Origin of the sequence: Shinella zoogloeoides (assembly GCF_030733845.1) — a bacterium.
GTDB classification, from domain to species: domain Bacteria; phylum Pseudomonadota; class Alphaproteobacteria; order Rhizobiales; family Rhizobiaceae; genus Shinella; species Shinella zoogloeoides_C.
This window is the reverse complement of sequence record NZ_CP132311.1, coordinates 117,956-141,463: the sequence shown is the minus strand read 5'-3', so window position 1 is coordinate 141,463 and position 23,508 is coordinate 117,956. Positions and strand designations below refer to the sequence as shown.

Annotated in this window: 38 protein-coding genes; 12 read left to right on the top strand and 26 right to left on the bottom strand. The window is 63.0% G+C overall.

What is annotated here, in order from left to right; translation table 11 throughout:
• Positions 1-106: 106 nt before the first annotated feature.
• From Q9316_RS01665 to Q9316_RS01585, 17 genes are all read right to left on the bottom strand, one after another.
• Positions 107-463: a hypothetical protein gene (locus tag Q9316_RS01665; RefSeq protein ID WP_306033532.1), complete on the bottom strand. Its 357-nt coding sequence runs from the start codon at positions 461-463 to the stop codon at positions 107-109.
• A gap of 3 nt (positions 464-466) precedes the next feature.
• Positions 467-841, bottom strand: coding sequence for a phage tail tube protein (locus tag Q9316_RS01660; RefSeq protein WP_306033531.1), 375 nt, complete (start codon positions 839-841; stop codon positions 467-469).
• Between the two features lie 27 nt (positions 842-868).
• Positions 869-2,371, bottom strand: coding sequence for a phage tail sheath subtilisin-like domain-containing protein (locus Q9316_RS01655; RefSeq protein ID WP_306033530.1), 1,503 nt, complete (start codon positions 2,369-2,371; stop codon positions 869-871).
• Positions 2,368-2,559: a hypothetical protein gene (locus Q9316_RS01650; protein ID WP_306033529.1), complete on the bottom strand. Its 192-nt coding sequence runs from the start codon at positions 2,557-2,559 to the stop codon at positions 2,368-2,370. Before Q9316_RS01650 ends, Q9316_RS01655 begins: the two co-directional genes overlap by 4 nt.
• 15 nt (positions 2,560-2,574) lie before the next feature.
• On the bottom strand, positions 2,575-3,282 hold the full coding sequence (locus Q9316_RS01645) for a hypothetical protein (protein ID WP_306033528.1): 708 nt from the start codon (positions 3,280-3,282) through the stop codon (positions 2,575-2,577).
• A gap of 3 nt (positions 3,283-3,285) precedes the next feature.
• Positions 3,286-3,669, bottom strand: coding sequence for a hypothetical protein (locus tag Q9316_RS01640; RefSeq protein ID WP_306033527.1), 384 nt, complete (start codon positions 3,667-3,669; stop codon positions 3,286-3,288).
• A 2-nt stretch (positions 3,670-3,671) separates the two neighbouring features.
• Positions 3,672-3,839: a hypothetical protein gene (locus tag Q9316_RS01635; protein WP_306033526.1), complete on the bottom strand. Its 168-nt coding sequence runs from the start codon at positions 3,837-3,839 to the stop codon at positions 3,672-3,674.
• A 10-nt stretch (positions 3,840-3,849) separates the two neighbouring features.
• Complete coding sequence (locus Q9316_RS01630) at positions 3,850-4,887, bottom strand: major capsid protein (RefSeq protein WP_306033525.1); 1,038 nt, start codon at positions 4,885-4,887, stop codon at positions 3,850-3,852.
• A gap of 3 nt (positions 4,888-4,890) precedes the next feature.
• Positions 4,891-5,280, bottom strand: coding sequence for a head decoration protein (locus tag Q9316_RS01625; RefSeq protein WP_306033524.1), 390 nt, complete (start codon positions 5,278-5,280; stop codon positions 4,891-4,893).
• The gene (locus Q9316_RS01620; protein WP_306033523.1) at positions 5,280-6,323 is read right to left on the bottom strand and encodes a head maturation protease, ClpP-related; all 1,044 of its coding nucleotides are present in this window, start codon (positions 6,321-6,323) and stop codon (positions 5,280-5,282) included. The genes Q9316_RS01625 and Q9316_RS01620 overlap by 1 nt, the downstream gene beginning before the upstream one ends.
• Positions 6,324-6,333: 10 nt before the next feature.
• Positions 6,334-6,636: a hypothetical protein gene (locus tag Q9316_RS01615; protein ID WP_306033522.1), complete on the bottom strand. Its 303-nt coding sequence runs from the start codon at positions 6,634-6,636 to the stop codon at positions 6,334-6,336.
• Positions 6,633-8,195, bottom strand: a complete 1,563-nt coding sequence (locus Q9316_RS01610) for a phage portal protein (RefSeq protein ID WP_306033521.1) — start codon at positions 8,193-8,195, stop codon at positions 6,633-6,635. The genes Q9316_RS01615 and Q9316_RS01610 overlap by 4 nt, the downstream gene beginning before the upstream one ends.
• 100 nt (positions 8,196-8,295) lie before the next feature.
• Complete coding sequence (locus Q9316_RS01605; RefSeq protein WP_306033520.1) at positions 8,296-10,263, bottom strand: terminase gpA endonuclease subunit; 1,968 nt, start codon at positions 10,261-10,263, stop codon at positions 8,296-8,298.
• Positions 10,260-10,856, bottom strand: a complete 597-nt coding sequence (locus Q9316_RS01600) for a hypothetical protein (protein ID WP_306033519.1) — start codon at positions 10,854-10,856, stop codon at positions 10,260-10,262. Before Q9316_RS01600 ends, Q9316_RS01605 begins: the two co-directional genes overlap by 4 nt.
• Positions 10,857-11,018: 162 nt before the next feature.
• Positions 11,019-11,567 carry a hypothetical protein gene (locus Q9316_RS01595; protein ID WP_306033518.1) on the bottom strand — a complete coding sequence of 183 codons (549 nt, stop codon included), beginning with the start codon at positions 11,565-11,567 and terminating at the stop codon, positions 11,019-11,021.
• Positions 11,568-11,761: 194 nt separating this feature from the next.
• Positions 11,762-12,421 carry a transcription termination/antitermination NusG family protein gene (locus Q9316_RS01590; RefSeq protein WP_306033517.1) on the bottom strand — a complete coding sequence of 220 codons (660 nt, stop codon included), beginning with the start codon at positions 12,419-12,421 and terminating at the stop codon, positions 11,762-11,764.
• Positions 12,405-13,649 (bottom strand): helix-turn-helix domain-containing protein, encoded by a 1,245-nt coding sequence (locus tag Q9316_RS01585; protein WP_306033516.1) that lies wholly within the window; start codon positions 13,647-13,649, stop codon positions 12,405-12,407. Before Q9316_RS01585 ends, Q9316_RS01590 begins: the two co-directional genes overlap by 17 nt.
• 128 nt (positions 13,650-13,777) lie before the next feature.
• On the opposite strand from Q9316_RS01585, the gene Q9316_RS01580 reads away from it, so the two are divergent.
• A complete protein-coding gene (locus Q9316_RS01580; protein ID WP_306033515.1) occupies positions 13,778-15,040 on the top strand; it encodes a DUF6161 domain-containing protein in 1,263 nt (420 codons plus the stop codon).
• Between the two features lie 56 nt (positions 15,041-15,096).
• On the opposite strand, the gene Q9316_RS01575 is transcribed toward Q9316_RS01580, so the two are convergent.
• The 5 genes from Q9316_RS01575 to Q9316_RS01555 form a co-directional block, all read right to left on the bottom strand.
• Positions 15,097-16,521: an MT-A70 family methyltransferase gene (locus Q9316_RS01575; RefSeq protein ID WP_306033514.1), complete on the bottom strand. Its 1,425-nt coding sequence runs from the start codon at positions 16,519-16,521 to the stop codon at positions 15,097-15,099.
• Positions 16,521-16,730 carry a hypothetical protein gene (locus Q9316_RS01570; RefSeq protein ID WP_306033513.1) on the bottom strand — a complete coding sequence of 70 codons (210 nt, stop codon included), beginning with the start codon at positions 16,728-16,730 and terminating at the stop codon, positions 16,521-16,523. Before Q9316_RS01570 ends, Q9316_RS01575 begins: the two co-directional genes overlap by 1 nt.
• The gene (locus Q9316_RS01565) at positions 16,730-16,942 is read right to left on the bottom strand and encodes a hypothetical protein (RefSeq protein ID WP_306033512.1); all 213 of its coding nucleotides are present in this window, start codon (positions 16,940-16,942) and stop codon (positions 16,730-16,732) included. The genes Q9316_RS01570 and Q9316_RS01565 overlap by 1 nt, the downstream gene beginning before the upstream one ends.
• Positions 16,942-17,379 carry a hypothetical protein gene (locus tag Q9316_RS01560; protein ID WP_306033511.1) on the bottom strand — a complete coding sequence of 146 codons (438 nt, stop codon included), beginning with the start codon at positions 17,377-17,379 and terminating at the stop codon, positions 16,942-16,944. The genes Q9316_RS01565 and Q9316_RS01560 overlap by 1 nt, the downstream gene beginning before the upstream one ends.
• A gap of 279 nt (positions 17,380-17,658) precedes the next feature.
• Entirely contained in the window at positions 17,659-17,883 is a 225-nt protein-coding gene (locus Q9316_RS01555) for a transcriptional regulator (protein ID WP_306033510.1), read from the bottom strand.
• Between the two features lie 67 nt (positions 17,884-17,950).
• On the opposite strand from Q9316_RS01555, the gene Q9316_RS25640 reads away from it, so the two are divergent.
• The gene (locus Q9316_RS25640; protein WP_371877941.1) at positions 17,951-18,262 is read left to right on the top strand and encodes a helix-turn-helix domain-containing protein; all 312 of its coding nucleotides are present in this window, start codon (positions 17,951-17,953) and stop codon (positions 18,260-18,262) included.
• Here the strand turns inward: Q9316_RS25640 and Q9316_RS01550 are convergent.
• Together Q9316_RS01550 and Q9316_RS01545 are read right to left on the bottom strand one after the other, a co-directional pair.
• Positions 18,159-18,431: a hypothetical protein gene (locus tag Q9316_RS01550; protein WP_306033509.1), complete on the bottom strand. Its 273-nt coding sequence runs from the start codon at positions 18,429-18,431 to the stop codon at positions 18,159-18,161. The two genes, Q9316_RS25640 and Q9316_RS01550, sit on opposite strands and share 104 nt — an antisense overlap.
• Positions 18,432-18,442: 11 nt before the next feature.
• Positions 18,443-18,691 (bottom strand): hypothetical protein, encoded by a 249-nt coding sequence (locus tag Q9316_RS01545; RefSeq protein WP_306033508.1) that lies wholly within the window; start codon positions 18,689-18,691, stop codon positions 18,443-18,445.
• A gap of 359 nt (positions 18,692-19,050) precedes the next feature.
• Here Q9316_RS01545 and Q9316_RS01540 point away from each other — a divergent pair, with 359 nt between their 5' ends.
• Genes Q9316_RS01540 through Q9316_RS01505 form a run of 8 tightly spaced genes read left to right on the top strand, consistent with a single transcriptional unit; the run spans position 19,051 to position 21,802 of the window.
• Positions 19,051-19,245: a hypothetical protein gene (locus tag Q9316_RS01540; protein WP_306033507.1), complete on the top strand. Its 195-nt coding sequence runs from the start codon at positions 19,051-19,053 to the stop codon at positions 19,243-19,245.
• Between the two features lie 5 nt (positions 19,246-19,250).
• Positions 19,251-19,466, top strand: coding sequence for a hypothetical protein (locus Q9316_RS01535; protein ID WP_306033506.1), 216 nt, complete (start codon positions 19,251-19,253; stop codon positions 19,464-19,466).
• Between the two features lie 5 nt (positions 19,467-19,471).
• Positions 19,472-19,645 carry a hypothetical protein gene (locus Q9316_RS01530; RefSeq protein WP_306033505.1) on the top strand — a complete coding sequence of 58 codons (174 nt, stop codon included), beginning with the start codon at positions 19,472-19,474 and terminating at the stop codon, positions 19,643-19,645.
• Positions 19,646-19,647: 2 nt separating this feature from the next.
• Positions 19,648-19,791 carry a hypothetical protein gene (locus tag Q9316_RS01525; RefSeq protein WP_306033504.1) on the top strand — a complete coding sequence of 48 codons (144 nt, stop codon included), beginning with the start codon at positions 19,648-19,650 and terminating at the stop codon, positions 19,789-19,791.
• Positions 19,788-20,141, top strand: coding sequence for an HNH endonuclease signature motif containing protein (locus tag Q9316_RS01520; protein ID WP_306033503.1), 354 nt, complete (start codon positions 19,788-19,790; stop codon positions 20,139-20,141). The genes Q9316_RS01525 and Q9316_RS01520 overlap by 4 nt, the downstream gene beginning before the upstream one ends.
• Before the next feature lie 30 nt (positions 20,142-20,171).
• Complete coding sequence (locus tag Q9316_RS01515) at positions 20,172-20,363, top strand: hypothetical protein (RefSeq protein WP_306033502.1); 192 nt, start codon at positions 20,172-20,174, stop codon at positions 20,361-20,363.
• Complete coding sequence (gene dnaN / locus Q9316_RS01510; protein ID WP_306033501.1) at positions 20,356-21,519, top strand: DNA polymerase III subunit beta; 1,164 nt, start codon at positions 20,356-20,358, stop codon at positions 21,517-21,519. Before Q9316_RS01515 ends, dnaN begins: the two co-directional genes overlap by 8 nt.
• A 4-nt stretch (positions 21,520-21,523) precedes the next feature.
• On the top strand, positions 21,524-21,802 hold the full coding sequence (locus Q9316_RS01505) for a hypothetical protein (protein WP_306033500.1): 279 nt from the start codon (positions 21,524-21,526) through the stop codon (positions 21,800-21,802).
• 5 nt (positions 21,803-21,807) lie between these two features.
• Here the strand turns inward: Q9316_RS01505 and Q9316_RS01500 are convergent, their stop codons facing one another.
• A complete protein-coding gene (locus Q9316_RS01500) occupies positions 21,808-21,993 on the bottom strand; it encodes a hypothetical protein (RefSeq protein ID WP_306033499.1) in 186 nt (61 codons plus the stop codon).
• A 60-nt stretch (positions 21,994-22,053) separates the two neighbouring features.
• Between Q9316_RS01500 and Q9316_RS01495 the strand changes: the two genes are divergently transcribed.
• Together Q9316_RS01495 and Q9316_RS01490 are read left to right on the top strand one after the other, a co-directional pair.
• A complete protein-coding gene (locus Q9316_RS01495) occupies positions 22,054-22,884 on the top strand; it encodes a phosphoadenosine phosphosulfate reductase domain-containing protein (RefSeq protein WP_306033498.1) in 831 nt (276 codons plus the stop codon).
• Positions 22,877-23,131: a hypothetical protein gene (locus Q9316_RS01490; RefSeq protein WP_306033497.1), complete on the top strand. Its 255-nt coding sequence runs from the start codon at positions 22,877-22,879 to the stop codon at positions 23,129-23,131. The genes Q9316_RS01495 and Q9316_RS01490 overlap by 8 nt, the downstream gene beginning before the upstream one ends.
• Positions 23,132-23,142: 11 nt before the next feature.
• Here the strand turns inward: Q9316_RS01490 and Q9316_RS01485 are convergent, their stop codons facing one another.
• Positions 23,143-23,340, bottom strand: coding sequence for a DUF982 domain-containing protein (locus Q9316_RS01485; RefSeq protein ID WP_306035380.1), 198 nt, complete (start codon positions 23,338-23,340; stop codon positions 23,143-23,145).
• Between the last annotated feature and the right edge of the window lie 168 nt (positions 23,341-23,508).

Here is a 23,508-nt window from a genome sequence, read left to right as displayed (position 1 = left end):
GGCGGATATCCTGAGGCGTGCCTCGACTTCGCGTGTCACGATTGGCGCTCCTTCATCCGAACGAGCCGATCAAACCAGTAGTGAATCTGTCGCAGCGACATGACCTCTATTCGTCCTGCGTCCCAGCCGAAACGGAAGACGAGGAGGTCGGCGAGTTCGTCGGCGCCGGCGCATCCTGAAAAAAACCGATCACCGCCCGTGCCAGGGTGCGACTGTCCTTCGCATTGAGCTGGGCAAGGTTCTCGGCTGTCGGGTTGACCGCGAGGCGCTCGACATACTCGTTGATGACGTCGGGCAGGGTAATGAGGATCGGTTGTCCGTTGGTGCCCGGCTGCCATTGCTGCGGCTCACCGAGACCGTCGATATAGATTTCCTTGTAGGTCGGCTCGCGCAATTCGATCGACGAGAACTTCCCGTCATGGCCATCGTAGGACCGGGAAAGCGGGACGGTAGTTCGTGCCACGGCTCAGTCCTCCGTCTTCCGGTACGCCTCGGCGGCGATGGAGATGCCGGTGACTTCGCCATTGATCCTGTTCTTCGCGGGATCCCCGACGACGAACGCACGGCTGAAGTAGTGCGTCACGCCGGTGCTGTCCTCGATGAAGGTCACGTTGAACCGGTCCGACTGCATCAGCTTGTCATGGTCGAGGCCGCGATCGGCGAAGCTGAACTCAGCGCGCCGGGCCTGCGGCGTCATCGAGCGGTCGACTGTGCCGTCCTGGTTGGTGATCGCCTCGGCGGAAATCCCGGCCGTGTTCATGGAGAGCGTGCCGCGCAGCGGGATCAGTTCACCGGTGGAAAGCCGCATGCGAATGACGCCGCCAAAGTCTTTCTTGCCCATGTTTCAGGTTCCTTGTGCTGGCGCCGCTCAGGCGGCGACGGTGTTGATCTGGCTGTTGGCGACGGCGAGGCCCGCGAAGATGTCGAGCGGGTTCACGAAATCGAGCGGCAGGTGGATGTTGACGCGGTTGGGGTTTGCCAGATCCCGCACGACGGTGAGCGCGTCGATCACGGCGTTGGCGTTTTCCAGCACGCCGGACATTTCCAGATAGCTGTGCACCAGCGTCGCCTTGATCTCCTTGACGGTGGTGATGGCGTCGAGGTTGTCGGGATTGTCCGCGGAAAGCGCCTTGTTCGAGTGTTCGGCGGCGAGATCGGCCCGGAACTTCTTCAGCGCATACATCAGCTGGTAGGGTCGCTGGACATCGCGGAAGGTCGTGTCGGGCGCACCGTTCGTGGTCTGCTGCTGGGTGATGAGCTTGTCGATCATGACCTCGCCCGTGCGCGAGACCTTCCACGTCGAAACTCCGTTTTTCAGGAAAGCATCGCGCGTCGCATATTCGGGCCAATAGGCGCGGTCCCGCGGCGCAGTGATGCCCTCCACGACAAGGCCGGTCTGGTTGCGCGAGACGTCGCCGTTCGATCCGCCGCCGAGCCAGGGCGCGACGCGCGCCACCACGCCGGCGAGGAATTCGTAATCCGGCTCGGCATTGCCACCGGCCGCGAAGCGCGGAATGAGGGTCATGTGCCAGTCATCCCGCGCAAGGCCGGCCGTGGTCAGGTCGGACGTCGTTCCCGACCGCGTATAGAAGAAGTGCCCGTAGAGCTGCTGGGCATAGGACCAGCGGCCGGACGTATTGCTGAGGAAGCCGGCCACCTTCGTGAGATTGTCGGCGTCGCCGAAGGCCGAGATCATCGTCTCGAAGGGATCGTCCCCCATGGCGGCGAGCACCGGTGCGAGATCCGGGAGGCCGGCGCCGGCCGTTGCCGTCGCGAAGGTCAGCCGGCCGGTGAAGGCGTTGTTGCCATCGGAAACCGGGATATGGAAATCGTGCGCGGCGGCGTAGGTGCCTTTGTGCCGGGCGGTGACCTCGACGACGGCAGGGTCGCCCCCGTCGATGGCGGCGGTATAGGGCAGCGACTGTTTCGTGAGGCGGTCGTAGAACCCGTTGATCGCAACGACGAGGGCGGAGGCCACGTTCGCCGCCGTGGCGCCTGCCGCGATCTCGATCGAGAAGGTGCGGCCGGCGATCGACAGAATGCCCTGGCCACCGGTTGCCGGCGGCGCGGCGCAGGTGATGGTGCGCACCTCCGCCGTTCCGGTATCGGCGACATTGGCAAGCCAGATTTCCTGCGCGGGCGCATTGCGGCGGGCCGTGAGGAACATGCCCTCGAGCATGGAACCCGCGCCGGCGAGGATGCGCGCATCCATGGCGGAGGAACACGCGGCAATGGAGCCGGCGGCGAGCGCCGCCGCGGCAAGGCCGTGGCCGATGAGGATCACGCGGCTCTCGTTTTCGAACTGCCCGCCGGAGGTGACGTCGAAGGCGAGGATCGGGGCCGTCAGGTTGCCCGGGATATTGCTGGTCATGCGTCGTCTCCTGCGGGTTTCTTGCCCTTGCGGGGGGTGTGGGGGACTTTGACGAGATCGCCGTCACGGACGAGCCGCGCGACATAGGGATTGGAGAAATCGGCAGGCAGGCCGCTGACCGGCCAGTCTTCGTTGCCACCAGGCAGCATGACGCGCCGACCGTCGGCCGGCCGATAAAGGTCTTTCATGGCGATGTCCTTTGCTTAATTCTGCGGAAGGCCCTCGCCCGAAACGCCAAGGTTCGTTTCGAACCGTGCGACCTCGAGGTCGGGAAGCGACTGCGGCGCGAACGCCGCCGCAAGGATAAGGAGCTGCTGTCGCGCGTAGGAATTTGCGGGAAGGTCCACCAGGAGAGAACGGATCGGCTCCGGCAGCTCCCCGGCCGGTACGTTGAAGTCGTCGTCGTCGCAAAGCACCGTAACGCGCGTCGTCTGGCTCTGCAGGCGAAGGCCCAGCTCCGGCACCACAAGCGTCTTCGTTTCGATCCTCTCGACCAAATTGACGAAGCGCCGGAAGAATGACCGCCCGGAAGGTGCGTGCTCGATCAGGTAGCGCACCTGGGATGTCAGGGCGGCGAGCACCAGCCGGGCAAGCGGATCGTTCTCCGCAAGCGGCGTCGTGTCCGCGTCACCCTCCAGCACCGACAATTCCGTGACGATGTCGAGGACGGCGCGCGCCTCGCGATCCGACGCATCAGAGAGCGGGCCGCGCAGATTGGCGGAGCTTTCGACCGTGTAGACCGCGACCGTCGGCGTGAACGCGCGCGATGCGTCAAGCTCGGCGCCGCGCGCGGCCCGGCTGTCAAAGATGCTCCCGCCCGCGAGCGTCGGAAAACCCTCGCCCGTGACGATCGCGGACGTCGGGCAGATGGTCTCGATCAAGGCCAGCCGGGCGGCTTCTGCGAAGAGCATCGGTCAGTTCCTGTTCATATACCAGGCGCGGCGAGCGGTGCCATCGGTCGCATCCGCCATGATCCGCCACGTCACGCCGCCAACGACGACATGGTCATCCCTCCGGGGCAGCCAGGGCCAACCCGTCACGAGCGCCGTCAGCACGGCGTCGTAGTAAGGGTTGGCCTTGCCGGCAGCCGGATCGCTGGATCGATGCCGCGCCATCAGGTCGCCCGACGGCTGCTCATCGAGCGAGCCAAGGAAATCGAACGCCTCGCGGCTGGCGTCGTCCTGCCGCCCGTGGTTGACCCCGATGCCGCCGGTACGCGGCACCAGCCTGCAGGAATCGGTGTCGAAATACCCCGCGACAAGGCTGTCGGTTGTCGCGAGGTCATCTTTCCAGGACATGGCTACTTCTCTGCCTTTGCCGGCTTCGAAGGTGTGGCCTTGTCGGTCTTCGGTTCGTCGCCATTGACTTCGATGTTGACGAACTCGTGCGTTCCGGCGGTCACCCCGTCGGTCGCGGGTCCATGGCGAAGCGTTTCCACTTCGCCGGTCGTCTTGTTGCGTACCTGCATCGGGCTATCCTCAGTTGCTGGTGGTGAGCTTCACGAGAAGCGCCGGCCGCTTGACCATCGGCAGCGGGTTCGACTGGCTGTGGATTTTCACCCAGCGCTGGAACTCGGGATCGACGGCCTGGCGGACATAGATTTCCTCGCCGAGGGTGTTGACCGTGTCGATGAAATCGGCCGGGCCCCAGTAGGTCGTGAAGGTGTCCGTCGTGCCCATGGGGATGGCGATTGCTTCGTTCGCCGGGATGAAGCGACGCGTGCCGTAGGTCCCGTCTTCCTGGAGGAAGTTCGCCGCGCCTCGGTATTCCTCGAAGGTGACGCCGCGGTGGACGAACTTCTTGCGGACGTTCTCGCGCAGGACGTTGTAGAGGCCGTCGTAGTATTTCCAGGCATCCTTGATGGTGGCGTGGCCGACGAGTTTGGCAAACCACTCCGGGGATGCGAGGACATGCACGCCGTCCATCACCTCGCCCTTGAGGTTGTCCTCCATGTAAGCGACGACCTCGTCGATCTTGGCGCCGACATCCGTGTTGGCCGTCCCAAGCACGAAGTCGATCTCCTTCTGCGTTACGCCGAAGGACGTGAACAGGTTGAGCAGCGAGGAGCCGTCGCTGTCGAGGATCTCGCCGCGCAGGGCGCTCATGCGCATGTGCTCCAGCGTGATCGCATGCTTGCGCCGCATGACGATCTGTTTCCGGTTGACCAGCGTCTCGACTGATTCCAGGACACCCTCCTGCCCGACGCGCGCGATGATGTTCTGCACGTCGTCGGCGCGCACGAAATCGTCGTGCGGAATGTGGAAGCAGGCAAACTGCTTGGCGTTCCGCTTTTCCGGCATGCCGAGCGAGGACGGCGCGCCGCGTTCGCGGGTCGGCAGGAGGTTGAGCGTGCCGTTTTCGAACTGCACCGCCACCGTCGTGGTCGGGATCGGCTCGTTGGCGAACAGCCCGAGATCGCGAATGCGGCCATAGTCGTTCGGCACGATGTTGATGGCCTGCGTCAGCGATGTGGAGCTGAAGGCGGCATTGCCGAAGATATCTACGATGCTCAGCATGGCTTACGCTCCTTCGCGTACGAGGATGGGGGGATTGAGCGCACGCAGCGCGTTCTGCACCGCGAGCCGCTCCGGCGCCGTGTTGACGTCGGCGCCATAGACGAGGCCCTGCTGGACGACGATGGCGTCGCGCGCGATGATCACCGCCGAGACGTCCGCCGTGGATGCATCGACAGCGTCGAGGAGAATGCCGGCGGCGTTCTGCGAGCCGTCTGCTGCAGCGACGGTGACGGGCGTGTACTTTCCCGATGCCGTGATCTTGCCGAGGACAGTGCCGGAGACGAGCTTGCCGGCGCCGCTGACGACGATCACTTCCTCGCGCGAGTAGCCGGACGTGTGGCTTTCCGCCTTCAGCCAGTCGCTGGCATAGCGGCCTTCATTGATCGTGGGCATTATACGGCCTCCTTGCCGAGTAGTTTGCGCATGTTGGCGACGAGGGATCCGCTCGCCTGCGGCTGTTGCGTCTTGGTCTTCCCGCCGAGGCCGGCGCCGGCGATGCGGCTGGCCTCGTAGGTCTTCGGATCCGGCGTATCGTCATCAGCGGCCGGTTCGTCCGCGGCGGCGGCTCCCTGCGGCGCCGTGGCGAGAATCTTGACGGCGGCATCGGCGGCCATGTCGGTTTCGTACGCCAGGTGCTCGGCCTGCTGTTCGCGGCCGTTCGCCTCGGGAGAGGTCATGATTGCCTTGATCCGGGCAGCGGCATCGGCTTTTGCCTGGGCTACGGCGGCGGTCATTTCGTCCGCCTTCGTTTTTTCCGTCATGGATGTCTCCTGTGGTTGACGGGTGGAAGCGGCGGACGGCGCCGCCTTTCGGTCAGCCGGGGCGGCGGACCAATCCTTTTTCACGGCAAGCGCGGTCAGGCGCTTCGGCGCGTGCGCATAGAGGCGATAGTCGAAAGCCGCGACAGCGAGTGCCTTCGCCTCGGTGGTTTCGTCCGCGAAACCTTCCGCGACGGCCTGCTCGGGCGTGAGCCAGCGCTCATCCTTCATGATCTCGCGGCATTCCTCGGCGGTCTTCCCCGACTTCTGCGCATAGACGCGCGCATAGGCCGTCGCGAGCGCCTCGAGACCTTCGATCGTCTTCGAATGGTCGTCGCTGGTCCCGAACGTGTATCCGCTCGGATCGTGGATCATCATGACCGCGCCGGCCGACATGGTGACCGTCGCGCCCGCCATTGCGATGAGCGAGGCAGCGGATGCCGCAATGCCCTCGATCACGACGTCGGTGACACCCTTGCGGGCCGACAACAGCGCATGGATGGCGGCGCCTTCCGTTGCGACGCCGCCACCCGAATTGATATGGACCGTCAGGTCATCACCGTCGTCGATCGATGCGAGGGCAACGACGACGTCGGACGAGGTGAAGCCATCCGAAAAATAGTAGTCGCCGACATAGCCGGAGAGCCGAAGCTTTCCGTCTTCAAGAATGGCAGCCATGATGTGATCCTCAGTAAGGGCGGTACCGGGCGCTGATCGCGTAGCGCGTCCGCTTTGGTGTTGAACCAAGGCTGGCCTCGCAGGCAGCCTTGGCATCGGCAATCATCGCGTCGAGATCGGCCATCTTCGACCCGGATGAAAATCGCGTCCGGCGGGTCGTGACGGGAGAGCGGATCTCGATTTCCTCGACCACGCCGCCTGTTGCGAGACGTACCCGATAGGCCTGGAGTGCCCGGCACAATGCGCAGGGGTCGTTCACATCGACCGGCGTACCGGCGATGATGACGATGTTCGGCTGCAGGGGCTCGCTCATGCCTTCGTCCTCGCCGGCTCACGATCGCCCTCGACAGCGCCGCCCTCAGGACCGCCACCCCCGCGCACACGCTCGAACGGATTGGGGAGGCCCATGCCGGTAATCGCCTTCAGCTCGCGCTCGCGCTGCGCGGCGGTCTCTTCCCAGTCGCGACCGTACTCGGCGCATTCGTCCGCCAGCGAGGAAACGCCGGTTTCCAGTCGCACCTTCGCCGCATTGGCGCTTTTGTAGTCATCGGCAGACGGCTTTGCCGGGCCCTGCCATTCCGCCCAGCAGACCTTGTCGCGGTTCGCGGCAAAGGCGCGGTATCCACCTTTGAAGGGGATGGCGCCCGTAGCAACCTTCTCGTCGAGAAACGCCTCGTAAACCGCCTGGCAGAAGGGAGCGGGAATACGCTCGCGGCGGCGGGTGGCGATCGGGTGGATCGTCGCCGTTGCCATGCGCACCGAGGAATAGCTGGCCTCGGTAAAATCCATCGAGAAGCTCTCGATTGTCACGCCCAGGCGACGGGCCATTTCCCGTTGGAGGTTCTTGTTGAACGGAAGGTAGTTTCCGCCGGGCGTGCCCGCCGTCTTGAAATCCAGCTCTTCCCCAGGCCCGAGATGACCGATGCGCGCCGTGTCCGCGAGATTGATCCCGCCGGATTTGAGGGCTTCGAACCGGGCGCCCCACACGTCGATGAAATCCTGGGCAAGCTGGTCGATCCCTTCGACCTTGCCAACGCCGGTATCGGCAAGCGTCTGGATAGCCTGGAAGGCCTCTTCGCTCGGCTCCGGGCTCTTGATGACGGCGGCAAAGATCGTCTGCAGGAGAGCGGTGGCGAGCGTCGCATCCGCCAACTGGTCGCTCTGCGCGATGACCTTCAGGATGGGCGCCATGATGGAGATGCCGCGCGGACTATCCGGATTGTCCCCGCGGTCGAGAACATGGACGACCTGCGCCAGCCCGTTCGGCAACAGGAAGGCAAGGTCATGGTCGACATCCATGCCGCCTTCGCGGCGCTTGAACCTGCAATGCGTCGGGCGCCCGATCGCGTCGTGGAAGATGCCGCCTTCGAGACCCTCGAATTCGCGGGTGATATGCGGCACGCGATGCGGCGCGACGATGTTGACCTTCGTACCGGTCTGGACGCCATAGGCCCGGCGCATGCGTTCGTCGAAATACGAGATGACGCCGAAGCCCTCGCCGCCGCCGATATAGTACCGCATCAGGCCGTCGCACATTTCCGCGATCGTCGCCTTGCCCGCGAGATCGCATTCACGCGGATTCCACGACCAGCGTCGCCACTCCGCCTCGACGACCTTGCACCATTCCGACCGCTCCTGATCGGTATATCCGAGCTTGGCAAAATCCGGCCGGGCGTTCAGCTTCAGCTCGGTTCCGATCGTGTCGACGATCATCTGGTCGCATGCGCCGGCGATCCAGCCGGAATTCTGCATGAAGTCGAACGCCAGTGCCGACGCGCGCAACGCCGCTTCCCGCACGTCGTGCCGGCCGTCCCGGCGAACGGCGTGACGCAGGGACAGGACGCCGGTGCGATCCCGATTGAGGTAACGCATCTCCGCCGGGCGAGCCGCTGGCTTCGGAGCACCCAGCGATGTCGCGACGGATCGCCCGGCGGGGATCCTGACCTTTGGCTTCGGTGTATCCATTCCAGAGCTACTTTCTGTAGGCTGCCCACTGCACATTGCGGCGCGCGGGCTTCTTTTCCGCTGGTGGGGCGGGAGCGAGGGGCGCAGCCGCGGCAATGCGTTCTGGGGCCGACGACAGGAGATCGACGTCCACGGCGGGTTCGTACACTGCGCGGAGCCGAGCCCAATCGGCGGGCGACATGCGCGAAAGGCCAATGTGCTCGGCCATGGCCATCGCGTAGATGCGGCAATCGAGCCAGTGGTTATCCACCCGGCGCGGCTTCCATTCCTCGAACAGTTTCCCGCGGATCAGCTTCTGCTCGAAATATTCGGCCGTGATCTGCTGGAAGAACTCCTCGCCGAGCTCCTTGTGGAAGTGGCAATAGCCCGGTGGGTCGCAAGGCTCGCCGGCGGCCAGGCCGGTCTTGTGCAGGTTGCCGTAAAACTCCGCCTTCAGCGACCAGGTGCCGACCGGCCATGACATCGTCGAGCCGTACCGTTTGCGCTTGCCCTTCTTCGTCACCGACTTGCGCTGCGGCTGGCTGATCGCCGGACGACCCCGGCCGGGCTCGCCTTTGACCGCATAGGTGTTCGGCCGACGTCGGCACCATTCGAGCACCTGGTTGGTACGATAGCCCGAATCCACCCCGAGCGCATCGAGCGTGCGCAGGACGCCATGGGCGTCGGGAAACTCGCGCGACGTGAACTCGTCGAGAAGAATCCACGCGCCGGCCTGCGGATTGTCGGTTTCGCCCGGCAGGTACGCGGCCGCGACGGTCCAGCTCTGGCGATCCTGGCCGAATGCGACGAGTTCTACGTAAATACCGTGGCCCTGGACGTCCGCACCTCCGACGAACAGGAGGCCGCCTGCGGGGATCGTCTCCGGCTGGTAGTCTTCACGCCGCTCCATCAGGCGAACGTGGTCGGGCGCATTTCCCTTCATCTGGTAGGCCAGCGCCAGCACCAGGTTGCTGTAATCCTTCGCACCGGACTCGCCCTTGCCCTCCGACGATATCCGGTCCTCGGCAATCGCCTCATAGGACATCATCAGCGACATGAACGCATCGACATGAAAGCCCGGATGACGATCAGGCCCGGCCAGCGTCGGGATATAGCGACCCGCGCGAACGCAGGTCACGCGCTCCATTTCGGAGATGAGGTGCCCGCAATGGACGCACCGCATCGTCGTGCGGTGCGGATGAGCCCGGTCGATGACGAGGTTCTGATCGTATTGAACCTGCTCGAAAGCGCATTCCGGGCATTTGATGTGCCAGAACCTCTGGTCCGATCGACGAAAGGATCTGTCGATACGGCAGTGGCCGGGCCCTTCCCCGAGCGCATCGCCGCTGTCGAGTTCGGGCGTCGAAAGCTCGAGGATCTTGTAGGTCTTCTGCCGGCGGAATGCCGTGAAGCGGCCGAAGAACAACGTCTCCGGATCCGAACCGTCCGGGAAGAATTCCCACTTCGACACCTCGTCCTTTACGCCATAGCGGACCGTCTTACCCGACAGATCCTTCTTCGTGTTGGCGTTGCCGAGATAGATGAAGGTGTCCTGCCCTACCTTCTTGGTGTAGGTCGTCGAGCCGGTGGCGTCGATGACGCGCTTTTCGGTTTTCTCCTGCCATGTATCGATCAGCGGCTGCAGCTTGCCGCTGTTGAGGTCCTGCAAAAGGTCGATGCCCGGCGCCGCATAGAGCGCATTGTCCGGGCACATCTCCGCAATGTAGAGCATCCACGCCAGGGCAAGGATGGAAACGCCGGTCTGCTGCGCCTTGCGCACTGTCACGAGATTGCACGGGTGCTCCTGGCTCAGGCACTCCGCGATTTCCAGAAGGTACGGCGCATCCTCCGCGGACCAGAACTCGCCCTTGCGGGAGCCATCGACCAGCACGATGTTCGACGCAAGCCAGGCCGGAAACGGCATCGGCGGCGTCGGCCGGATCGAGACCGCCAGCGCTCGTGCTACGATACCAAGCGCACCAGGGTGAGCGTTCACGCGTCCTCGTCCTCGATCAGTTCGTCGGTCGTGTCGGCAGCCTCGGCGACGAGCTCGAGGCGGCTTGCGATTTCGTTGCCGATCTCGAATGCCACCTGGCGAAGCAGGACGCGGACCCCGTGGACGCCCTCTTTGGAAACCGCCATCGCAACGTCGTCGGCCTTGTTTTGCAGGCGGCGGATGATGTTCTGAATCTCGCGGCCGGCTACGCGCTGCGCTTCCTCGACCTTGTCACGGCGAAGCAGCCGCCCGACTTCCTCCTGATGCCGGATGCGCTCTCGCGCCACCTTCAACCATTCGGACTGGCGCCGCGCCTCGTCGAATGTCTCACCGGGTTCTACCGTCGCCGACATCGCCGAGGTGATCGAGCGGATTGGCGCGGTCGCCTTGGCCGGGTTCACGAACCGCTGGCGATGATGGTCATAATGCGCCAGCGAGATCAGCATCACCCGGCCCTGGCCGTCTCGCTCGACCGGCGTGTCGGGCTTGTCCTCGATCAGCTTCTTCGCCGCTTTGGAGACCGCCGCCTTCGAGACGCCGTCGCGTTCGGCAATCTGCGAGATCGACCACATGACCAGCGTTTCGTCAGCCATGGCTCCACCTATTAACCGTTGATCGCGTCAACCGCGCTGCGTTAACCGCGTTAACCCCGTCAACCCAATAATTCCGTGGGAAAATCGGACAGGTTTCGGGGGTCGCCCCGGCCCGTGGGAGGGGCGGAAGATTCTACGGTCCCTGAATCGGGGGGGGTAGGGTCAGCCCGGAAGGAGGCGTTCCAGCTCGTGCAGGACACGAGGCAGGAGATGATCCTGGATGACCTCAGCGAGCACCGGAAGGAACTCATCGGGATTGTTCGTGACATCGTGCGCCGGATTGGCGCCGAAGAGTTCGCGGATCGGCAGGCGGGCCGCGCCCTCCCTGATCATCACCCCGCGGTGACCGCTCGCCATGTTGGCGAGGAACGCCGAACGATAGGAGCCGCGATTGCGCACACTGACACCTGTCGAGGTCTGGCGCGCACCGAGCTTGGCAAGCGGCACCCATCCCGACCGCATGACCATTTCGATCGAATGCCCGCCCGCATTGAGGTACGCGGTCGTAAGCGCGCGCACCATGCCGACCGGAATGTCGGTGCGCTCGCTCGACCGGCGAACGATGCGCGTGCGCGCCATGTCACGCATGCGGCTCATCGCCCGCGCGAAGGCTTTGGTCTTGATATCGCCCGGCAGCCGCGCAATCGCTCTGCCGAGGATATCGAATTCGGATGCGTCGAAGTGAAGTTCGGTCGCCATATCCGTAGACATGTGAAAGGCGACCTCTCGGCCGCCTGTGTTTCATCTGAGCATAGCTGTCGCACTGGCCCTGAATCGATGCCTCTCGCGTGAGGCTGTCAGGGTTGGGGCTGACCGGTGTACCGACCTCGGGATTGCTCCCCGCGTGCTAGGCGTTCTCAGAGGCTCACTTCAGGATCATCAGCTCATCCAGTACAAGATGACTCTCACATTTTCCTGATAAGCGCAAGCGGCACGGAGGCAGGCACATCGCCTCCCATGAACGCGATCGCGACCACAACATCACCACGCCCCTTGCGGTTCGGTGTGACGACAATCGCCTTCTGGCCTGCAAAGGGGCCGGCCACGATGAAGACCGGCTCGCCCTGGACTAGGGTGATGTCCACCGGACGCTCCCAGTCATATACGCCCGCCTCTGCCAATCCGTTGAAGCGCCACACTTCCTTGTCGGACAGACGCACCTGTCGATCGCATCCGCCGAGGATGTCAATGACGTGCTCGATGCCCAGGAATCCGGACAAATAGTCCGAGATCGGAAGCATCTGGGCGAGCACATAGCCGTGGATCACGGGCATCATGGAACCGACGATAATGCGCCCGCGACGACGCAAATCCGGCCCCCGACGCATCGGCACAAGGGTCGCGATATCCATCGCTCCAAGCGCGTTTTCCACAGCCTGCTCGCGGCCGGTCCTTACTCGAATCGCAAACCACGGCACTTTCCCTGCGCTGATTCGGCAATTGATGGTGGCAAGAGCACCCTCATCGAGCCTCGCTTCGCTGATACGACGCATGCGATCGGCGAAGCGCTCGCCGGAACGTTTCGCTATCGGTTGTCCGATAAGACCGTCATGCTGCATGTTCATCGCCCCGTACCTCTCGCACCTGTGCCGCAAATTCTTCCAATGCCGACCAGACCGCCGCGTCTGGGTCCGCCTCCCATCCATCCGGAACAGGTGGGAAATGCACCCATTCCGGCGGTCGCGTATTGTCTATGAACGGCCAGCCCCGGCGCTCGTGCTCGCGGCGCCAAGCCGCATAGAGGTCTCCGTCGCGATGCGCCGGCCGGAAGCTCTCAGCCAACGGCATCAGTTCCGGTCGGCACGGATACCCCTTCATGTCCGCAGCGCGCTCATGCATGGTGTTCACCAGCGTCCAGCCGCTACGGCGGATTTTCTCCCTGTAAAGCTCGTCCGCTGTTTTCTGGTTCAGCTGAACCTGACGCTTCTCGAATGTTGTCAGACCGCCGATCACGCCATACGGCTTACGCAGAAGATCTGCGATACGCTCGGCCATCCAGAGCTTGCCGTAGGGCGCGGCGAGCTTTGTCACGGCCGTCTTCGCCCCGGCCTGCTGATCGAGAGATATCGGGATATCCTGCCAGAGCTTTTCGCGAAGATACGTCGATGGTGCGGGAACATGGCTCTTTTTCTGCCGCTTCAGAGCCGCAAGCCACGCAGGCAGCTGGGCCAATGCCTCGCTGCGTTCCGCCTGCGTCAAGGTCAACCACGGACCCTTCGCCGGCTCTTTGGGCATGCCATCAAAGTCCGGCCAATTCTTCACCAACCGCCAGAACGCCCGCTCGATCGACGCCGGCGTTTCGGCATGCACTTCCGTCTGCGCCTCCTGCTTGCCTTCCTGCCTATCGCGCCCGCCCTCTCTCTCCTTACTGGTTCCCTTTACTGGTTCCCTTACAGGGTTACTGTCCAGATTCTGGACATGGCTTTTGCCGTTTTCTGGACTCGGCTCGGGCCGATTTCTGGACACGGGGCCGTGTCCAGAATCTGGACCCGGCTTTTCCTCGGTTTTCGCCGGAAAATCAGGTTCGAACGGGAAGCGGTAGCGCGTGCGGTCCATCCGGTTCGATCCCTTCTCGCGGCGCTGCTCGCGCACGATGAGACCCATATCTTCAAGTTCCTTCAGGTAGACGTTGAGCGTCGAGCGCGGCACCTCGCAATCCGCTGCCAGCGTATCCTGGCTGGGAAAGCACCCGTTGTCGGGATGGTAGCGGTCGCACAGGTTCCACAGCACGACCTTGAGGGCCGGCTTGATACCGCGCTGCTTGATTGCCCAGTTGGTGGCATCGTGGCTCATTGCACAGCCACCTGAACATGTGAATTCCGCACAAATACAAAGGCACTCGGCGCACGCGGAGATTGTTTTTTCACGCCGTAGTGGGCAGGGTGCCGCCAATTCTGAAGCTGTAAGAGCGGGGGCTCGCCGTGAACTACGAGACGTTTAAGGTCATCAACAAGGGGATTTCCACGTCGGTTCGCCCCGAGCAAAGTCTGACTGATAAAGCTCACTTGAGAAGGTCCGTTGCGGCGGCTCTCGCGAGACTTCCGGAGGAATCGCGCGTTGAACTTGATAGCTTCGCAACCGTCGTATTTCGCGCCGTGATCGGGGAAGGCCCAAACCCTCCTCGAATAAAGGGGCCGCCGCCCTTGATGGCTCCTGAAGTCACAGCACTCGACTCCTGGATGGATATGGCGGGTATCGAGGATATCGTTGCTGTTCTCGCTGGCATTATATGCGAAATGACCGTCCAGCAGCTCAACAGCATTAGCGCCGCCACGCCGCTCACCGTAGCGGCGGAGATCGGTAGCTACACGTCCTTGCGCACATTTGCGGAAATAGAAGCGCGTTCGGAACACGCCATCGAGGAGATGAAGGCTTTCTGTCGGAGCGGCATGGATGAGGTGATGAAGGACTTCACAAAGCGCGTAGAGGCGCAAATACCCCTGGTAGAAAATGCAGCTGGACGGATCGAAGCACAGGTCAGCGCGTCCAAGGATAATGTTATACAATCGCAAACCGAGAACCAGAAAGCTCTCAGCGATCTGAACGTGACGAGAGAGAAAATGCGGGCGGTCATGGCGAGCCTTGATGAGCGGGCGAAGGGTTGGGAGGACCGGGCTGATGCTGTCGAGAAGCAAGCCAAGGAGACGGAAGCGCTCGCCGCCAAGATAGACGAAAATCTCGGAACCCTGTCCGTCAAGCGCCTGTGGGACGCGCGTGCAAAAACCAGCAACCGGGCCTTCTGGATATCCGCAGGCCTGATCGCGATTTTTCTTTTGGTTCTGCCCGGCCTCGCACTGTTCAATCTCGATACCGTGTTGAGCGCGCTCAAGCACATCGGAGACGTCGCCACAGCGGATCTCCCCGCCAATGCATCCACCGTGCAGCAAACCGTCTCCGCTGTCAGCCGGTTGGTCATCATAACCGTTCCACTGGCACTCTATTTTTGGATTGTCCGGCTCCTCGTCCGCTTCAATCTGCACTCCCTTGCCCTTATGGAAGACGCCCGGCAGCGGCACACGATGATGGACACCTATTTCCATCTGATTGGCCGGCAGGCAGCCGTGCGGGAGGACCGCGCCCTTATCCTGAACGCGCTGTTCCGCCCGACGCCGGGCCATAATTCGGATAGCGTGGATCCGCCGAATTTCACCGAGCTGCTGGACAAGGCAATCGGCAAGAGCTGATCCGCGCGACAATTTGCATGCACTCGCGGAGTGACTGACAAGAAGCACGTCCGCGCTCATACCGTCTCGCTTTCCGGCGTCGCCGCCTCATAACCCCATGCGTGCCAGCCAGGGCGTGGCGCGCGGCAGAACAGCTCCAGCCGCGGCATGTCCGGGTAGAGGCGTTCGATCTGTTCGGCGAACCAGTCCGGTTTGGCGCTGTGGCGCCCCTTGCGTTCGCGGTGGATGGTTTCCGGCTGGGTGCCGGGCAGCGGCGCGACGGGTTGTCCCCGCTTGCCGATCAGCAGGAGTTCGTGCCGATCGCGGCCCCAATAGCCCGTGCCGGCGATCTCCTTGTCCCAGATCCAATGGTGGACGTAGGAGAAACCCCACGCCGCCATGACGCGAAACGCGTCCGGCAGCATGGGGTTGCTGGCCCAGAGGAAGAGCACGGCGTCGCGCTTGGCCGGATCGCCGATCTCATCGAACAGCGCGCAGATATCGTCCGTCGGCATGGTGGGATAATGGTTCTCGGCGCTCTTCTCGCGGCCCGTCACCTCGCTGCGCACGCCGAACTGCCAGGGCGGGTCGGCATAGATGACCGGGTATTTCGTCTCGACGCGCCCGACCGTCGGCTGACCGCGATCGACCACATGCGCCATGTGGGTGAGGCGCACGGCGTGGCGGAGTTTCGCCCGTTTCTCGCGGATCTCCTTCGCGCGCTGAACGATCTGCTTTTCCTCGAGGCGGAGCACCTCCTCCTGTGCCTCGCGCTCAAGGAAGCTGATGGCCTCGCCGGCATTGACCGACAGCCGACCGTCGCGGATCGCGTCGGAAAGCTGCTCGATGCCATGGTCGCGCACGCGCTTGGCCGCCTTTACGGCTCGCTCGGAAATCGAGAGGCGACGACCGGCCTCGCGGGCGTGCAAATTTGCATCCCCGGCTGTCGTCTGGTTGATACCGCGTTCCCAATCGACGATGCGCGCCGCCACCATCGCCCGCTGGCTTTCGGAAAGATGCCGCCGGTGCAGGTTGAGCGACAGGACGAAGCCGAGCGGATCCTTGCCCTCGTAGTCCTTCGTCCATGCGTCGATTCCGATGAGCGCGCAGGCCGCCTCGCGGTTTCGACCGTCGAGAATATGGCCGTCGAGCAGCCAGACAGGCTCCTCCTGTCCGCGCGCCGCGATGTCGTCCGCCAGGCGCTGCAGTTCGTCCTCGGCGAACATCGGGAAGAGCGCCGCCAGAGGATGATGCGGCAGTCGCGCCGGCGGCCCGCCGGCGGGCTTCTCCGGTTCGGCGCCATGGAGGTCGGCAGGAACGAGGCTCAACGCGCCGGCAAGATCGGTCGGATACCACAGGCAACCGTCCTGCGGGTCGCGGCGCAGATACCCTTTCGAATTCAGCGCGCGGCATTTGATGAGGTCGCGCTGTTCCTGCGAATGGAAAGAGCCGCCCACGAGGGCGGCGGTGAGGATCCTGGTCTGGTCTGGACTGAGGGCCATCAGTGCGCCCTCATCAGCCTGAGGCAGTATTCCCGCCCCTTGACGGTGATGTGCCATCGGTCAATGGCGCCGCGCACCGGCACCAAATATCCGGCGGCGCAGGCCTCGCGGAAGCGAACGCCGCACCCGAGGACGACGCCCTGGGGGTCGGCGTGAGCGTCGCGGACGACCTTGCGGGCCGCGTCGGAAAGCTTCTCGATGACCATCATCAGTGGTTCCCCGGTCTCTTCAACTGGTTGCGGACGGTGGCGAGCGAGGCGATCAGCCCGGAAACAGCGCGCGTGTCGGACACGCCGCTATCGACCGCCTTGATGGCGGAGGCGGTGAGCAGGACGGAAAGGGCCTTGAGGTCCTCTTCCGGCAGGACGGCCTCGATCCGGCGAATGGTCTCTTCGGAATCGGAATAGTCGTACGCCGCCATCACAGCACCGCGTCGAGCTGTGCAAGGATCTGCTTGGCGGCGACGATCTTGCTGCGGATGGCGACGCGTTCGGCCGCGTCGATATGGTCGTCGCCCTCGATCGCGCGCGCGACCTCGCGCACCACGTCGTCGAGCACGCCATCCAGTTTCAGGATGGCGCTCGCCGTGACGCTGCCGAACCCCGTCGGCCGCTCCGCCTTTACCAGCCGGTCCATCGCAGTCAGCAAAAACGGATGCGCGCTCTGCCGGTCGAGCCGGACGGCAAGGTCGAGCCGGATGAAGCTCGCCTGCCATTCCTCGCCGGGCGAGGCATATTTGGTAAGGGTCGAGGAACGCACGCCGAGCATGTCGGCCGCCGCGGTGACGCCGCCGACGGCCTCGTAGGCGGAGACGGTCGCGGCCTTGATGATGGACTGGCAGTCGGAAAATGAGCGCACGAAGACACCCCTGAGGTTCGGTCAAGGAAAAAATGGACTGAAAGGATTCCGTGAAGGCGGCGCGGACGCCGTCTAGGGTCGAGCCATCAACTCACGGAGGCCCGCATGCAGGCGAAAAGAAAAACGGCGCCGGAACAGTCCGCCACGCAATACCTTGCAGGACCGCGTTCCGGCGCCAGGTGGTGCGAGCGCGTCGGCCAACCGGCAGGTGGCGGCGTGGATCGCACGATCGTGATGGGGATATCGATAAGCAGCCGATGCGATCGCAAAAGGAGATCGTCATTTGGCGGCCTCCGGCTGCGGCCCGAAGACATCGGGGCGAAGTATGTGGCGAGAGATGCCTGTAAGACGTTCGATCTCGACCGCTCGCTGGTACGGCACCCTACCGCGCTTTCGCCAGTTAGCCACAACGCTCGGATTGCGCAGCCCGAGGGCCGTAGCCGTTTTAGTCAGGCCTCCGAGGTCCGTTACGATACGATCGACGATGTTAGCGTGCGTCTCCATGCCGCTAATTATCACGTAGCGTGAATTTTTTTCAAGCCGTCACATGATAATTCTTTTCACTGCGTGAATGTGCAAGAAATCACCTATGGCAGACGGCGGAAGATCAAATGCGGATATCGCAAGGCGACTTAGCGCACTTATGGCGGCGCTTGGGAAAAAGCAGGTAGAGTTCGCCTCCCTGATCGGGGTAACCCAACCTGCCCTGAACAACTATCTGAAAGGTCTTCGTCGACCGGATATAGACGTGGCAATTTCAATCCAGACACGCACCGGCGTTACTCTGGATTGGATCTATCTTGGTGATCGTTCGGGCCTTCCTGTACGGCTCGCAGCCGAACTGCCGGACCTTTCATCTCCTGGTGCTGAAAAGGCAGGATAGCCGCTGTTTTCACCACGGCCTCCCAATCTTCTCCTAGGCAGAATATAATCTGGCGGACGTACTGGAGAACCTGCAGCGCCTCCCTCTTGTCCTCGGGAAGCTGCGTGTAGATTTGGCACGCCATGCGCTTGATGTGCGGGTCGGCCTGCAGTTTCAGATTTTCAGCCATTTCTGAACCTCTTACGCCGGCTGCATATCGTTGATCTCTTCAGGGCGCTCGGTCCCGTGAAAGCAGATGAGCTTCGGCTCCTCAAAGTCTCCCGTCTCGGGATCGCCTTTGGTGGCGGTGGCGAAGACCATGGGCTTTCGCAACGCCAATCGCTCCGCCATGCGACGTGCATGCTGAACACTGGTTACCTGGACTGGGACGTCAGGCTTTAAGCCGCGCTTCGCCGGTGAAAAGGACTGAACAACGAAAAACTCTGCCATGTTCATGCTCCATTGGCTCTCTGGTTTGGCCTAAACATGACTCGAAAAAGGGAACACAACAAGAACAAATTTAGGAATTCATTCACACCCTCTTTCGGGCACTGTATGTTGCGACTTCCCGTAAAAGGGGTCGCTTCCCCTTGAGTTATGCGCGGGGTAGGCGATCTTGTCATCACCCCTCCAGCCTGGCCCCCTTCACAGGACTTCACGTTGTGTGAATTTTTCGCTTGCCAAGTTCACGCTTCGTGATATTTTTCTCTTCGTTCCTCCCGGACGGGTAGGCCGCCGCTGATCACACCCCCTTCCTCCAGCGCAGCGGCGGCCAACCTCTCCGGATCACCCCTGAACGGAGACCCGCAATGCATCACCCCAGCAAATCCCAGCAGACCCGCATCCGCCAGATGGCCAACGCCATGCGCGAACTCGGCGACGACTGCACTATCGAGCGCCTGATCCGCCTCAAGTTCACACGGCGGGAGATCTCGATCTACGGCACGGACGCCACCGAGATGGCGAACGCCGACTCGGTGCGCGCCGGCAAGCTGGCCGCCTGACCGCCATGGCGCTCACCGATCACGTCTACGATCAGCGCCTCTGCTTTCGCCGTCCGCCTGAGCCGGTGAAGGCCATCCATCACGTTTTCCGCGTCCGCATTGCGGGCGGCATCGAATTCGTCGTCTCGGCCGAAAAGGCCGAGCACGCTCGCCTCCACGTCAAGCGCCGCAACCCCGGCAGACGGATCGTCTCGATCGTCGTCGATGGCGGCAAGGAGTGAATGCCATGGAAGAGCATCCCTACATCCCCCGCGAAAAACCCGTGCTGGAGCGCAGCGCCGACATTGCCAGCGGCTACATCGTTATCGCCGGCATCCTCGCCATGGGCCTGTTCGGCCTCGCCTGCACGCTGCAGCTCGTCAAGGTCGAGCGGCAGATGACGTTCGACGCGAGGGTCTGACCATGATGGCTCCGCGCGACCATGTCGAAGTCCGCCCGCCGCGCCGGAAGACCACGCCGGCCGGCAACCTGATGATCGCCCTGATCTTCATCAGCCCGCTCCTGTCCCTTTTCGCGATCGCCATCGCGCTCTGGAGGACGCCGTGAGCAGCCGCCGCGACCGCATCCGGGCCAAGATCCTCTCGCGCGTCACGATAGACGCCGCGACTGGCTGCTGGCTCTGGACCGGACCGACGTCCGGCAACAACGGTCGCGGCAAGGGCTACCCCCGCATGTCGCTCGACGGCCAGACGGTCGCCGTGCATCTGGCGATGTGGACCAACGAACACGGCTTCATCCCGGGCAAGAAGCAGCTCGACCACAAGTGCCGCAACCGCCTCTGCGTCAACCCGGACCCGAAGCACACCGAGCTCGTGACCCACCGCGAAAACATGCGCCGGCGCGATCGTGCGCGGCGCCAGCCTGCCCCCCTCGTCTGCGAAGAGGTCGCCGGTTGACGGCTCGACCCGCCTTTAGGAGTGCGCCGAATGGCCAAGGAATATCTGCATAGCCGAGAGGCCGTTGAACATCTGTATCGACGCATCGCCGACAACGCGCCGCGCGAAGAACTGCTGGAGATCGTCCACGACAGGTGGGGCCAGACGTACAATCTTCGCCCCCCCGTCAGCGAGATCCAGCTTGCGCGCAACTGCGGCACGGAGCGTCGCACCGATGGCTGAGACATGGTTCACCATCCACCGCTCATCGCTTCTTCCTGCGCTCTCGCGGGTTTCCGATGCGATCGATACCAAGGCGAAGATCCCGATCCTCACCCACGTCCTGCTGCAGCCGGACGGCGCAACGCTCCGCCTGCGTTGCACCAATCTCGACCTCCAGATCGAGGCGGAATGCGAGATGATGGATGGCGCGAGCTTTCCCGCCGTCGCGCTGCCGGTCAGCCGGCTTTCGGCGATCCTGAAGGAGATGCCGGAAAGCGCCGAGCTGGCCTTCGGCCCCGGCCGGCTGAAGGATCAAGTCGGCATCCGGTCCGGCCGGTCCTCCTTCTCCCTGCCGTGCCTGCCGGGTGCGGACTTCCCGGAAATGGGCAGCCGCATCGATGGCGGCTGGGTCGAGATTGACGGCGCCAGGTTCGCCGAGGCCCTGAAGAAGGCTGCCTATGCGGTGAACAAGGCGGACGATCGGCCTTACCTTTGCGGCTTCTGCCTTCATGAGACCGAAGATGCCGACGGCATGGTCGTGGCAGCGACGGACGGGCACTATCTCGTGCAAGTCAAGATGCCGGACGCGCGCCCCGTAGCCTTCCCGCCGGTCGAGAATTCCTACCCGCACATCATCCTGCCGCCCATGGGCGCCGATCCTATCCGCAAGCTCCTGGACGGCGCAAAGCATGGCGCGCGCATGGCGGTGTCCGCCGCCAAGATCGCCGTCGCTTATGACGGCGTGGAAATCCAGTCGAAGCTGATCGATGCGATCTACCCGAAATACGAGAAGCTCATCCCGGCGCGAACCAGGCAGATCATCGTCATCGCCCGCGAGACCTTTGCGGCCGGCGTGCGCCGTGTTGCCGCGATGGTCGAGGACACCAAGAGCGACGGCATCCGCCTCAAGGTCTCGGCCGGCCAGCTCCAGATCGACATGCTGACGGCCGAGGGCGGCTTCGCATCGGATGTGGTCGAGGGCGAGATCAATGTGCCCGACGGCTTCGTCGTCGCGCACTCGGCGCCGCGCCTCGAGAAGACGCTCGCCAACATTCATTCCGTTGATATCGAGATCAGCCTGACCGACGCCGCGACGGCGGTTGTCATGCGCCCGCTCGACGGATCCCCGGAACTTTACCTGCTGACGGCCATGCGGCCGCGCTTCACCGTGGAGTGATTTCATGCACGAACATAAGAGCCAAGGCCGCGATCGTCTCAGATCCGCTTTTCGCAAGGGTGTGCGCAAGGGCATCCAGGAGGGGCGCATCCTGGAGCGGGAAGCTCAGGCTATCCGGCTGTCGCCCATCCTCTTCATTACGCCAGAAGGTCTCGATCGTATCCGCTCCGGCGGTGTGCTCGCCGCGGTGCGGTCCGATACGGAGTTCGGCTTCACCGTTCCGCTTTACCTTGGCCTCACTGGCACCGCCAACGTTTCTTCTGGAAACGGCGGTGGCGAATGATTGCGTCAGAGATCGTCATCCAGGTCCCCATTCCCCGAATACCTAGCCTCATACTCTTCAGGCTCGTCGGAACCATCGACATAGCTTTGAAGCCGAAGCAGCCGAAGCGCCTGCTCCGTAGTCGGTTGAGCAAACCCGATCTCACTAAGGAGCTTGTCGATCAGGCCTTGAGCAGTCTGCTTATCCATCATCTCTCGACACCCTCGTCTGCTTTTTTCAGGCTTGTGGACCTACCAGAAAGGACGCGCCGAATGAAGATCGACAGCAGCGTGCAGATCCTTCGCGATGCGATCGATCAGTTTAACCCGACGCACATCGTCTCTATGGTCTCAGGCGGCAAGGACAGCGCCGCTTCGGATCAGATTGCGCGAGAGCTAGGCGCGAAGATCGATTTCGTCATTCACGGCAACACCCGCTGCGGCATTGCCGAGACCAGCCAGTTCGTTCGCGATACCTATGGCCGAATGGGCGAATATGTCGAAGCCGACGCCGGCACGGCCTATGAAGATTACGTGTTGCGTAAGGGTTTTTTCGGCAAAGGTCGCGACGCCCACGGCTATGCCTATCGCGTCTTGAAGGCCACGCCGTTCCGCAAGGCCGTTTCTCGCGAGATCCGGCAGGGCAAGCGCGGCGTTCGCGTCCTGTTGCTAAACGGCGCCCGCAAAGACGAGAGCGAGAACCGCAAGAAAAACCTAAAGCTCTTCCGCGCCGATCCGGCATCGCCGGGCAACGTCTGGGTCAACATCATCCACGACTGGACGATGGATGACCGGGACGAATACCTCGAGCGCTGCCAAACGCCGATCAACCCGGTTGCCAAGGCCTTATGCCGCTCCGGTGAGTGCATGTGCGGCACGATGCAGACGCCGGAAGAGCGCGTCGAGGCGGCGACGCTGTATCCCAATTGGGGCAACTGGCTGACCGATTTGGAGAAAGAGGCCATGCGTCTGCACGGCTTCGGATGGGGGCAGACCGCCCCGAAGACGCCAAAGCCCGCCCCCGGCGCAGACTTCCAGCCCATGTGCAAGGACTGCATGGCGCGCGGTGACACCACCAGCTCGAAGGGTTCGGCCGATGAATAGCATCAGTATCTCCAGCGCCGCCGTCATCGCGGCTTTCCGCGATCAGAATGTGGCCCTTCCGCTGCGGCTTTCCGACGAGGACACCGGCGTCATTCTCGATGATGACGGCGTAGACGTCGTCACGGTCGACAGCAACGGCGAGCGCCCCGACGAGCAGGCCACTGCGATTGCCATGATGATCGTCAGCGCGGTCAACCATGTGGCAGGCTTGAAAGCCGCCTCAACTGCGACCGGGAGCCGCGACTGATGTATATCATCCTAGTGAAGAAGCACTCTCACTTCGTCAGCGGCCGCAATGAATTCTTGCCGAGCAGCCTCCGCAGTGAGGCGACCCTCGACCGCAGCCTTACATGCAATCCGCGCTTTGACAAACCGAGGTCCAGACCGGTTGGGCCATTGGTCGGTAAGATAGATGAGAGCATCAAACGGGCCGGAAACCTCACGGGTACCGACCATTCCGAGGTGAATTTCGACAGGCTTTTTCCATGCACTGCTGGACATATCGCGCCTCCATATTTTCCGCTCGCACGAACGCCAAGAAGGGGGATTTGTTCCGCACTCAGGAAAGACTCTCAACGCGTCGTGGCCGAGAGCAGCCACGATAACCCGCGCGCGGCGATCCGG

Coding starts and splice junctions, on each gene's coding strand:
- Q9316_RS01640 (WP_306033527.1), bottom strand. CDS start 3,669: ATGTCCTGGAAAGATGACCTCGCGACAACCGACAGCCTTGTCGCGGGG.
- Q9316_RS01495 (WP_306033498.1), top strand. CDS start 22,054: ATGAAGATCGACAGCAGCGTGCAGATCCTTCGCGATGCGATCGATCAG.
- Q9316_RS01650 (WP_306033529.1), bottom strand. CDS start 2,559: ATGAAAGACCTTTATCGGCCGGCCGACGGTCGGCGCGTCATGCTGCCT.
- Q9316_RS01530 (WP_306033505.1), top strand. CDS start 19,472: ATGGAAGAGCATCCCTACATCCCCCGCGAAAAACCCGTGCTGGAGCGC.
- Q9316_RS01500 (WP_306033499.1), bottom strand. CDS start 21,993: ATGATGGATAAGCAGACTGCTCAAGGCCTGATCGACAAGCTCCTTAGT.
- Q9316_RS01590 (WP_306033517.1), bottom strand. CDS start 12,421: ATGAACATGCAGCATGACGGTCTTATCGGACAACCGATAGCGAAACGT.
- Q9316_RS01630 (WP_306033525.1), bottom strand. CDS start 4,887: ATGCTGAGCATCGTAGATATCTTCGGCAATGCCGCCTTCAGCTCCACA.
- Q9316_RS01595 (WP_306033518.1), bottom strand. CDS start 11,567: ATGTCTACGGATATGGCGACCGAACTTCACTTCGACGCATCCGAATTC.
- Q9316_RS25640 (WP_371877941.1), top strand. CDS start 17,951: ATGTGCAAGAAATCACCTATGGCAGACGGCGGAAGATCAAATGCGGAT.
- Q9316_RS01660 (WP_306033531.1), bottom strand. CDS start 841: ATGGGCAAGAAAGACTTTGGCGGCGTCATTCGCATGCGGCTTTCCACC.
- dnaN (WP_306033501.1), top strand. CDS start 20,356: ATGGCTGAGACATGGTTCACCATCCACCGCTCATCGCTTCTTCCTGCG.
- Q9316_RS01575 (WP_306033514.1), bottom strand. CDS start 16,521: ATGGCCCTCAGTCCAGACCAGACCAGGATCCTCACCGCCGCCCTCGTG.
- Q9316_RS01655 (WP_306033530.1), bottom strand. CDS start 2,371: ATGACCAGCAATATCCCGGGCAACCTGACGGCCCCGATCCTCGCCTTC.
- Q9316_RS01550 (WP_306033509.1), bottom strand. CDS start 18,431: ATGGCTGAAAATCTGAAACTGCAGGCCGACCCGCACATCAAGCGCATG.
- Q9316_RS01570 (WP_306033513.1), bottom strand. CDS start 16,730: ATGATGGTCATCGAGAAGCTTTCCGACGCGGCCCGCAAGGTCGTCCGC.
- Q9316_RS01610 (WP_306033521.1), bottom strand. CDS start 8,195: ATGCGTTACCTCAATCGGGATCGCACCGGCGTCCTGTCCCTGCGTCAC.
- Q9316_RS01505 (WP_306033500.1), top strand. CDS start 21,524: ATGCACGAACATAAGAGCCAAGGCCGCGATCGTCTCAGATCCGCTTTT.
- Q9316_RS01540 (WP_306033507.1), top strand. CDS start 19,051: ATGCATCACCCCAGCAAATCCCAGCAGACCCGCATCCGCCAGATGGCC.
- Q9316_RS01515 (WP_306033502.1), top strand. CDS start 20,172: ATGGCCAAGGAATATCTGCATAGCCGAGAGGCCGTTGAACATCTGTAT.
- Q9316_RS01545 (WP_306033508.1), bottom strand. CDS start 18,691: ATGGCAGAGTTTTTCGTTGTTCAGTCCTTTTCACCGGCGAAGCGCGGC.
- Q9316_RS01600 (WP_306033519.1), bottom strand. CDS start 10,856: ATGGCTGACGAAACGCTGGTCATGTGGTCGATCTCGCAGATTGCCGAA.
- Q9316_RS01525 (WP_306033504.1), top strand. CDS start 19,648: ATGATGGCTCCGCGCGACCATGTCGAAGTCCGCCCGCCGCGCCGGAAG.
- Q9316_RS01645 (WP_306033528.1), bottom strand. CDS start 3,282: ATGCTCTTCGCAGAAGCCGCCCGGCTGGCCTTGATCGAGACCATCTGC.
- Q9316_RS01555 (WP_306033510.1), bottom strand. CDS start 17,883: ATGGAGACGCACGCTAACATCGTCGATCGTATCGTAACGGACCTCGGA.
- Q9316_RS01490 (WP_306033497.1), top strand. CDS start 22,877: ATGAATAGCATCAGTATCTCCAGCGCCGCCGTCATCGCGGCTTTCCGC.
- Q9316_RS01635 (WP_306033526.1), bottom strand. CDS start 3,839: ATGCAGGTACGCAACAAGACGACCGGCGAAGTGGAAACGCTTCGCCAT.
- Q9316_RS01565 (WP_306033512.1), bottom strand. CDS start 16,942: ATGGCGGCGTACGACTATTCCGATTCCGAAGAGACCATTCGCCGGATC.
- Q9316_RS01620 (WP_306033523.1), bottom strand. CDS start 6,323: ATGGCTGCCATTCTTGAAGACGGAAAGCTTCGGCTCTCCGGCTATGTC.
- Q9316_RS01485 (WP_306035380.1), bottom strand. CDS start 23,340: ATGGTCGGTACCCGTGAGGTTTCCGGCCCGTTTGATGCTCTCATCTAT.
- Q9316_RS01535 (WP_306033506.1), top strand. CDS start 19,251: ATGGCGCTCACCGATCACGTCTACGATCAGCGCCTCTGCTTTCGCCGT.
- Q9316_RS01615 (WP_306033522.1), bottom strand. CDS start 6,636: ATGAGCGAGCCCCTGCAGCCGAACATCGTCATCATCGCCGGTACGCCG.
- Q9316_RS01585 (WP_306033516.1), bottom strand. CDS start 13,649: ATGAGCCACGATGCCACCAACTGGGCAATCAAGCAGCGCGGTATCAAG.
- Q9316_RS01625 (WP_306033524.1), bottom strand. CDS start 5,280: ATGCCCACGATCAATGAAGGCCGCTATGCCAGCGACTGGCTGAAGGCG.